Origin of the sequence: Pseudomonas sp. RL (assembly GCF_000647775.1) — a bacterium.
Lineage (GTDB): Bacteria > Pseudomonadota > Gammaproteobacteria > Pseudomonadales > Pseudomonadaceae > Serpens > Serpens flexibilis.
Genome location: NZ_JBOY01000133.1, coordinates 1 through 6,172, shown reverse-complemented (window position 1 = coordinate 6,172; position 6,172 = coordinate 1). Strand labels below are relative to the sequence as shown.

Below are 6,172 nucleotides of genomic sequence, written 5' to 3'. Positions count from 1 at the left end.
GGCTCGCCCGCAGCGTCTGCTGCTGCTCGGCGCCAACGGCATCGGCACCGGGCGCGGCACGCTGGAACACGAAATCCTCGAACGCGCCGGCTGGCGCAACTACCTGACCGCCGAGGGCTACCAGCGCCTGGACCTGGAGCTGGTGGTGGCCGACCCACCGGACGCGATCCTCTGGGCCGCGCCGGAACACCAGGCGCTGGCCAACCAGTTCGCCGAACACCCGGCGCTCAAGCACGCGGTACCCGCCGACCGCTGGCTCACTACCGATTACTGGCGCTGGCAATGCCCCGGCCCCTGGACCTGGGAACTGATAGGACAACTGCACCGATGGCTCGACTGATCACTCCCCTGCTCGCCCTGCTGGCGCTGGGCCTGGCGCTGCTGTCGCTGTGCCTGGGCTCGACGCAGGTGTCGGTCATCACCGGCCTGCTCGACTGGCTGAGCGGCGGCAACGGCGCGGACGCCATCGTGATCGGCGAGATCCGTTTGCCACGCACGCTGCTGGCGCTGGCGGTGGGCGCCGCACTGGGTCTGGCCGGCGCGGCGCTGCAGGGCCTGCTGCGCAACCCGCTGGCCGATCCGGGGCTGACCGGCGCCAGCCAGGGTGCAGCGCTGGGCGCGGCCACGGTGTTCTATTTCGGTCTGCTGCCGTGGGCCGGCGCCTTCGCCCCGGCGCTGGCCGGCCTGTGCGGCGCGGCCATCGCGCTGGTGCTGATGCTGGCGCTGGCCGGTTCCAGTGGCGCCGGCATGGTGCTGCTCGCCGGTCTGGCGATCAGCACGCTGAGCGGCGCGCTGCTGGCGGCGGTGCTCAACTTCGCGCCCAATCCCTATGCCATGCAGGAGCTGGTGTTCTGGCTGCTCGGCTCGGTGTCCGAGCGCGGACTGGAGCATCTGCTGCTGCTCGGCCCGGCCCTGCTGATCGGCTTCGGGCTGATCTGGAGCCAGCGCCGCCTGCTGCTCGGGCTGAGCCTCGGCGAGCAGGTGGCGCAGAGCCTGGGCCTGGCCCACAAGCGCGGCAGCCGGCTGATCGTGCTGGGTTGCGCGCTGCTGGTCGGCGCCTCGGTGGCGGTCGCCGGCGGCATCGGTTTTGTCGGCCTGCTGGTCCCGCATCTGGTGCGTCCGCTGGTGCGCCATCGCCCGGACCGTCTGCTGATTCCCTCGGCGCTGGCCGGCGCCAGTCTCGTCTGTCTGGCCGACATGGCGGTGCGCCTACTGCCGCCGGGTCGCGAACTGAAGCTGGGCGTGCTGACCGCGCTGATCGGCGCGCCGCTGTTCATCTGGCTGGTGTGGAAGGAACGCAAGCAATGGATCTGATTCGCCTCGACCGGCTGGCCGTGCCCGGCCGCCTGCAACCGCTGCGCCTGGCCCTGGCGCCCGGCGAGATGCTCGGCGTGATCGGTCCCAACGGCGCCGGCAAGTCCACCCTGCTCAACGCGCTGGCCGGCGTGCAGCCCTACAGCGGCACGCTGGACTACTTCGGTTTCGATGCCCGCCGCCTGGGGCCGAAGCAGCGCGCCCAGCGCATCGGCTTTCTGCCGCAGAGCCATCACAGCGCCTGGTCGCTGTGCGTCGAGGACGTGGTGGCGCTCGGCCGTTTGCCGTGGGGCGACGAGGACGCCGCGCTGATCGAGTCGGCGATGGCACGCACCGGTGTGCTGCCCTGGCGGCGGCGCAAGGTGGCGCAGATGTCCGGGGGCGAGCAGGCCCGCGTGTGGCTGGCTCGTGTGCTGGCCGGCCAGCCGGTGCTGCTGCTGGCCGACGAGCCGGTGGCCAGTCTGGACCTGCTGCACCAGCGCAAGGTGATGGAGCTGCTGCGCGAACATGCTCGCCAGGACCGCGCGGTGGTGCTGTCGATCCATGATCTGGGCCTGGCCGCGCGCTACTGCGACAAGCTCTGCCTGCTGGCCGAGGGGCAGTTGCTGGCCTTCGGCACCCCTCGGGAAGTGCTGACCGAGGCCCATGTGGCGGCCGCCTTCCAGGTCGAGGTGCATGTGGACCTCGACGCCCAGCCGCCCATCATCCTGCCCAAGTGAGTTCGCCATGGTGCTGAAACTGAGCAAGAACCTCGACGAGGTCTGCTACCCGTTCATCCAGGACACCTCGTACCTGTGCGACTTCGAGGTGGTCACCGACGAGCTGTGCGCACTGATCGGCGGCGCGCTGGCCTACCTGCCGGACGACATGCCTGACCTGCGCGCCGACCTGGAACGCCTGCAGCCGCTGGCCTTCCACGTCAACGGCTCGGTGCGTGGCCGGCTGGCCGTCGAGGAGGCGGATATCGCCTGGCTGAGCGCGCGCCTGGCCCATTACCGGGTGGAAGTGGCGGAACGATTGAAGGGCTTCGTGCTGCCGCGCGGCCTGCCGCCGGTGCCGCAGCTGCACCAGGCGCGCTCGGCGGCGAAGAAGGCGATTCGCGCGCTGGTGAGGGTCGATCAGGAAGGCATCGAGGTGCCCCTGATTCTGCCGCGCATGTGCAACCTGATGTGCAACTTCTTCTTCGTGCTGACGCTGGTGGTGAACCAGCGCCGCGGCTTCGCGGAGCGCTACTTCGCCAGCAAGAGCTACGGCAGGAGCACCTGACGCGGGATGCGGTAGGCGAGGGAAAACAGCGCGCTGCCGGTCACCAGCAGCAGGCCCGCCACGCCTTCCAGGCCCAGCGGACTGGCCAGCGCGGCCTGCCAGGCCGGCAGGCTGGCCCACAGCATGCCGTTGCGCTGCGCGCGGGCCAGGACGGCCCAGCGCTGGTCTTCCAGCGCCGCATCGAACGGCGGTTTGAGCGCCCAGAGCGCACGCTTGAAGTGCGGGAAGATCTTCAGGGTCGGCAGCAGACCGCACAGGCCGATGACGAACAGCGTCATCGGCGGCAACTGCGCCACTTCCGGCACGTTGACCAGCAGCAGCCAGGGCAGCACAGCGGCCAGCAACATAAGCCACCACACACGATTGAGCCGTCGATGCCGTGTCATGCGCTCCATCAGGTGTCCGACTCGTCCTGATGCAGGTTGCCGAGCATGTGGCCGAGCTTGCCGGCCTTGGTGCGCAGGTAGTTGCGGTTGTGCGGGTTGAGGCCGGTGAGCAGCGGCTTGCGCTCGGCAATGCGGATGCCGAAGCCTTCCAGCGCATTCACCTTGCGCGGGTTATTGGTCATCAGCTTGAGCGAATGGATGCCCAGGTGGTCGAGCATCGGCAGGCAGATGCTGTATTCGCGCTGGTCGGCGGCAAAGCCCAGGCGCTCGTTGGCTTCCACGGTGTCGGCGCCGCCGTCCTGCAGGTGATAGGCGCGGATCTTGTTCAGCAGGCCGATGCCACGGCCTTCCTGGCGCAGGTAGAGCAGCACGCCGCGCCCTTCCTTGGCGATGGCCTGCAGCGCCGCTTCCAGCTGGTAGCCGCAGTCGCAGCGCTGGCTGAACAGCGCATCGCCGGTCAGACACTCGGAGTGCACGCGACCGAGCACCGGGGCGCCGTCCTCGAAGCTGCCCATGGTCAGCGCCACGTGCTCCTTGCCGGTGGCCTCGTCGAGGAAACCGTGCATGGTGAATTCGCCAAAGGGGGTGGGCAGTTTGGAAGCGGCGACGAAAACGACGGACACCGGAGGCGCTCCAGAAAAGGAAAGGCCGGGATTATAACCCCAGTCAAGCGGCTTGAGGGCGACGCCCGGCCGCTACAGACGCGACTCCAGCACCAGCACGCCGTGCTCCTCACGCCAGCGCACACGGTTGAGGAAGCTCATGCCCAACAGCGCCTGGTTGAGCGCGTTGCCCTGCAGCACCACGGCCTCCACGCCGGGCACTTCCAGGCCGCCGACGTTGACCCGGTCCAGGTGCACGCGCCAGCCATTCACCACGCCGTTGGCGGTGTTGGCCCGCATCGGTGTGCCCTTCTGATAATCCAGGCCAAGGCGTCGCGCCTGCTGCTCATTGATCGCCAGACTGGTGGCGCCGGTGTCCACCAGCAGCGGCAGCGAAACGCCGTTCACCGCGCCGATCACCCGGTAATGGCCACCCTCGCCCCGGGCGATGCTGACCTGCTGACGGGTCGGCGCGCTGAAGCCGGCGGACTGCTCGCGACCCAGCTCGACACGCCGCGTATGACCATCAACGCGCAGCAACGCGCCCTGCGCATCAGCGGCCACCAGCACCACCCCGCCAGGACCGGTCTCGCCGACCCGCACCAGCTTGCGCTCGCCGTCCACCGTCAGCACGGCGGCATTGGGAAACAGACCGACCACCTGCACGTGACCCGGCGCGGCTTGGGCGAGCGAGGCAGCCAGCATCAGGCTGGCGAACGGAAGGAAACGGAACATCGGCACTCCCTGCGCGGCATCGGAAAAGGATGGGCAGGATAGCCAGCTTCATGAACGGGGACGCGGGGATGGGTCACAGCGCAGGCGGCAATCGTCAGCCGGAGCCGGCAAGCGTTGTCTGCGAATCGTTACCCATTCACTGGCCGCGGCCACAGCCCACAAGGGTTGCGTGGAATTGGCATGCATGCTGCTAAATCCTCGTTGTGCATTAGCAACCCTGCGAAATGGAGATCCAGCATGCAAATTGCGCCCCCGGCTTCACCCATCCAAGCCTTCACTCCCAGCGCTGCCAGAGCGACGCAAACACCAACCGAAGCCACGCCCCAAGTCCAATCGCCCGGCTGATCGCGTCACGCTGTCCGATGCCGGTCTGCGGGCAGCCAAGGCGGCGAAAACACCTGATCATCCGCTAGAGATGTACCAGTTGCCTGCCTGGATGGCCGGCAGCTATATCGAGGCGCCCAATACCCTGGGGGCAAGCGCCAATTGGTTGGATGAGCGCTATCCCCAGGTTGCGGCGGCCTCGTCCGCCGAGCGCACCGAATACTCCCAGCTGCTGCAGAGTACCTACCAGGCGCTGCTGAAGGACAACGGCATCCAGAGCGTGGAGGATCACTACCAGGCCGTGATTCTCGACCGCGAATCCAGCGAGTCGCTGCGGCTGCAGATGCGGGAGCGAGTGGCGGCTGATCCCCAATTGCTGGAGCTGATGAATCGGCTGGGGCTGGGCAAGGAGTGGGCCTAGTCCTGTGCGAGCTTCGTAGGGCGGACAGCGTTGTCCTGGCCGCCGTCGCGCCGGAACGGCGTGCCTAACGGCCCGCTTGGTGGCTCGGTGAAGCGCGAGCCACCCTACGACTCGTGCCGTGGGAGCGAATTCATTCGCGAGCTGTTAGACACGCCGCGAAAAGCTCGCTGGCAAGTCCGCTCCCGCCGCGGCGTTCAGCCCACCAGCCAGACCAGCCCCTGCATGCCCAGCCAGGCGAACACGCCGGCCAGCACGTCGTCGAGCATGATGCCGACGCCGCCGTGGACCTGGCGGTCGATCCAGCGGATCGGCCAGGGCTTGAGGATGTCGAACAGGCGGAACATCAGGAAGCCGGCGAGCAGCCAGTACCAGCCCTCCGGCACCAGCCAGAGGGTGATCCACATGCCGACCATCTCGTCCCAGACGATGCCTTCGTGGTCGTGCACGCGCAGGTCGTTGGCCACCTTGCCGCACAGCCAGACGCCGAACAGCATGGTGACGCCGAGCATCAGCCAGTAGCCCCAGTCCGGCAGCATCTGCCAGAGCGGCACGAACGGCAGCGCCACCAGCGAGCCCCAGGTGCCCGGCGCCTTGGGCAGGGTGCCGGAGCCGAAGCCGAAGGCCAGGAAGTGCCAGGGGTTGCGCCATACCGAAGGCGGCACGGGGGCGGAATCGGTCACGGGATCATCCAAAGTGTTGGTAGCCACGGGCAGCGAGGGCCAACTCGCGTCCCTGCTCATCGTAGAGGTGCACGCCCTCGCCCGCTTCGACGCGACCGATGACAGCCATCTCCGGGAACTCGGTCTGCAAGGCAGCCCGTTCGCTCGCCGGCAGGGTGAACGCCAGCCGGTAATCGTCGCCGCCGGACAGCGCACAGCGCAGCGCCTCGTCCGCAGGCAACCGCTCGTGCAGGGCGGTCGACAACGGCAGGCGGGCCCGCTCGATGCACAGCGCCACGCCGGAAGCCTGGGCGATATGCCCGCAATCGGCCAGCAGGCCATCGGAGATGTCCAGTGCCGCCGTGGCGCGGCCGCGCAGCGCCTGGCCGAGGGCCAGTTGCGGCTGTGGCTGCCAGTAGCGCGCCAGCAGGTACTCCGCCGCCTCGCCGTCGGCCGGCCGCTCGC

General features: G+C 68.6%; 9 protein-coding genes and 1 pseudogene. 5 read left to right on the top strand and 5 right to left on the bottom strand.

Translation table 11 applies throughout. The features are described from left to right. From AS93_RS20880 to AS93_RS0116355, 4 genes and pseudogenes are all read left to right on the top strand, one after another. Positions 1–340, top strand: a pseudogene (locus AS93_RS20880) (ABC transporter substrate-binding protein); the annotation flags it as partial. Then, positions 328–1,314 carry an iron ABC transporter permease gene (locus AS93_RS0116365; protein ID WP_027591601.1) on the top strand — a complete coding sequence of 329 codons (987 nt, stop codon included), beginning with the start codon at positions 328–330 and terminating at the stop codon, positions 1,312–1,314. The pseudogene AS93_RS20880 and the gene AS93_RS0116365, both read left to right, overlap by 13 nt. Further along, positions 1,305–2,033: an ABC transporter ATP-binding protein gene (locus AS93_RS0116360; RefSeq protein ID WP_027591600.1), complete on the top strand. Its 729-nt coding sequence runs from the start codon at positions 1,305–1,307 to the stop codon at positions 2,031–2,033. Before AS93_RS0116365 ends, AS93_RS0116360 begins: the two co-directional genes overlap by 10 nt. A gap of 7 nt (positions 2,034–2,040) precedes the next feature. Next, the gene (locus AS93_RS0116355; RefSeq protein WP_027591599.1) at positions 2,041–2,580 is read left to right on the top strand and encodes a hypothetical protein; all 540 of its coding nucleotides are present in this window, start codon (positions 2,041–2,043) and stop codon (positions 2,578–2,580) included. On the opposite strand, the gene AS93_RS0116350 is transcribed toward AS93_RS0116355, so the two are convergent. The 3 genes from AS93_RS0116350 to AS93_RS0116340 all read right to left on the bottom strand — a co-directional run bounded on the left by AS93_RS0116350 (position 2,562) and on the right by AS93_RS0116340 (position 4,303). Beyond that, the gene (locus AS93_RS0116350; protein ID WP_051587515.1) at positions 2,562–2,927 is read right to left on the bottom strand and encodes a hypothetical protein; all 366 of its coding nucleotides are present in this window, start codon (positions 2,925–2,927) and stop codon (positions 2,562–2,564) included. The two genes, AS93_RS0116355 and AS93_RS0116350, sit on opposite strands and share 19 nt — an antisense overlap. A 47-nt stretch (positions 2,928–2,974) precedes the next feature. After that, positions 2,975–3,589 carry a GTP cyclohydrolase II gene (ribA, locus tag AS93_RS0116345; RefSeq protein ID WP_027591597.1) on the bottom strand — a complete coding sequence of 205 codons (615 nt, stop codon included), beginning with the start codon at positions 3,587–3,589 and terminating at the stop codon, positions 2,975–2,977. A gap of 72 nt (positions 3,590–3,661) precedes the next feature. Then, complete coding sequence (locus tag AS93_RS0116340) at positions 3,662–4,303, bottom strand: TIGR02281 family clan AA aspartic protease (RefSeq protein WP_027591596.1); 642 nt, start codon at positions 4,301–4,303, stop codon at positions 3,662–3,664. Between the two features lie 415 nt (positions 4,304–4,718). On the opposite strand from AS93_RS0116340, the gene AS93_RS0116335 reads away from it, so the two are divergent. Further along, positions 4,719–5,048 carry a hypothetical protein gene (locus AS93_RS0116335; protein ID WP_027591595.1) on the top strand — a complete coding sequence of 110 codons (330 nt, stop codon included), beginning with the start codon at positions 4,719–4,721 and terminating at the stop codon, positions 5,046–5,048. Between the two features lie 194 nt (positions 5,049–5,242). On the opposite strand, the gene AS93_RS0116330 is transcribed toward AS93_RS0116335, so the two are convergent. Together AS93_RS0116330 and AS93_RS0116325 are read right to left on the bottom strand one after the other, a co-directional pair. Further along, positions 5,243–5,728, bottom strand: coding sequence for a phosphatidylglycerophosphatase A (locus tag AS93_RS0116330; RefSeq protein ID WP_234703295.1), 486 nt, complete (start codon positions 5,726–5,728; stop codon positions 5,243–5,245). A 4-nt stretch (positions 5,729–5,732) separates the two neighbouring features. Continuing rightward, the coding region (locus AS93_RS0116325) for an AIR synthase-related protein (RefSeq protein WP_027591593.1) at positions 5,733–6,172 on the bottom strand (440 nt) is incomplete at its 5' end.

Bases quoted from the DNA above. Each gene is read 5' to 3' on its own strand.
- AS93_RS0116365 (WP_027591601.1), top strand. From the start codon at position 328: ATGGCTCGACTGATCACTCCCCTGCTCGCCCTGCTGGCGCTGGGCCTG.
- AS93_RS0116360 (WP_027591600.1), top strand. From the start codon at position 1,305: ATGGATCTGATTCGCCTCGACCGGCTGGCCGTGCCCGGCCGCCTGCAA.
- AS93_RS0116355 (WP_027591599.1), top strand. From the start codon at position 2,041: ATGGTGCTGAAACTGAGCAAGAACCTCGACGAGGTCTGCTACCCGTTC.
- AS93_RS0116350 (WP_051587515.1), bottom strand. From the start codon at position 2,927: ATGTTGCTGGCCGCTGTGCTGCCCTGGCTGCTGCTGGTCAACGTGCCG.
- AS93_RS0116340 (WP_027591596.1), bottom strand. From the start codon at position 4,303: ATGTTCCGTTTCCTTCCGTTCGCCAGCCTGATGCTGGCTGCCTCGCTC.
- AS93_RS0116335 (WP_027591595.1), top strand. From the start codon at position 4,719: ATGTACCAGTTGCCTGCCTGGATGGCCGGCAGCTATATCGAGGCGCCC.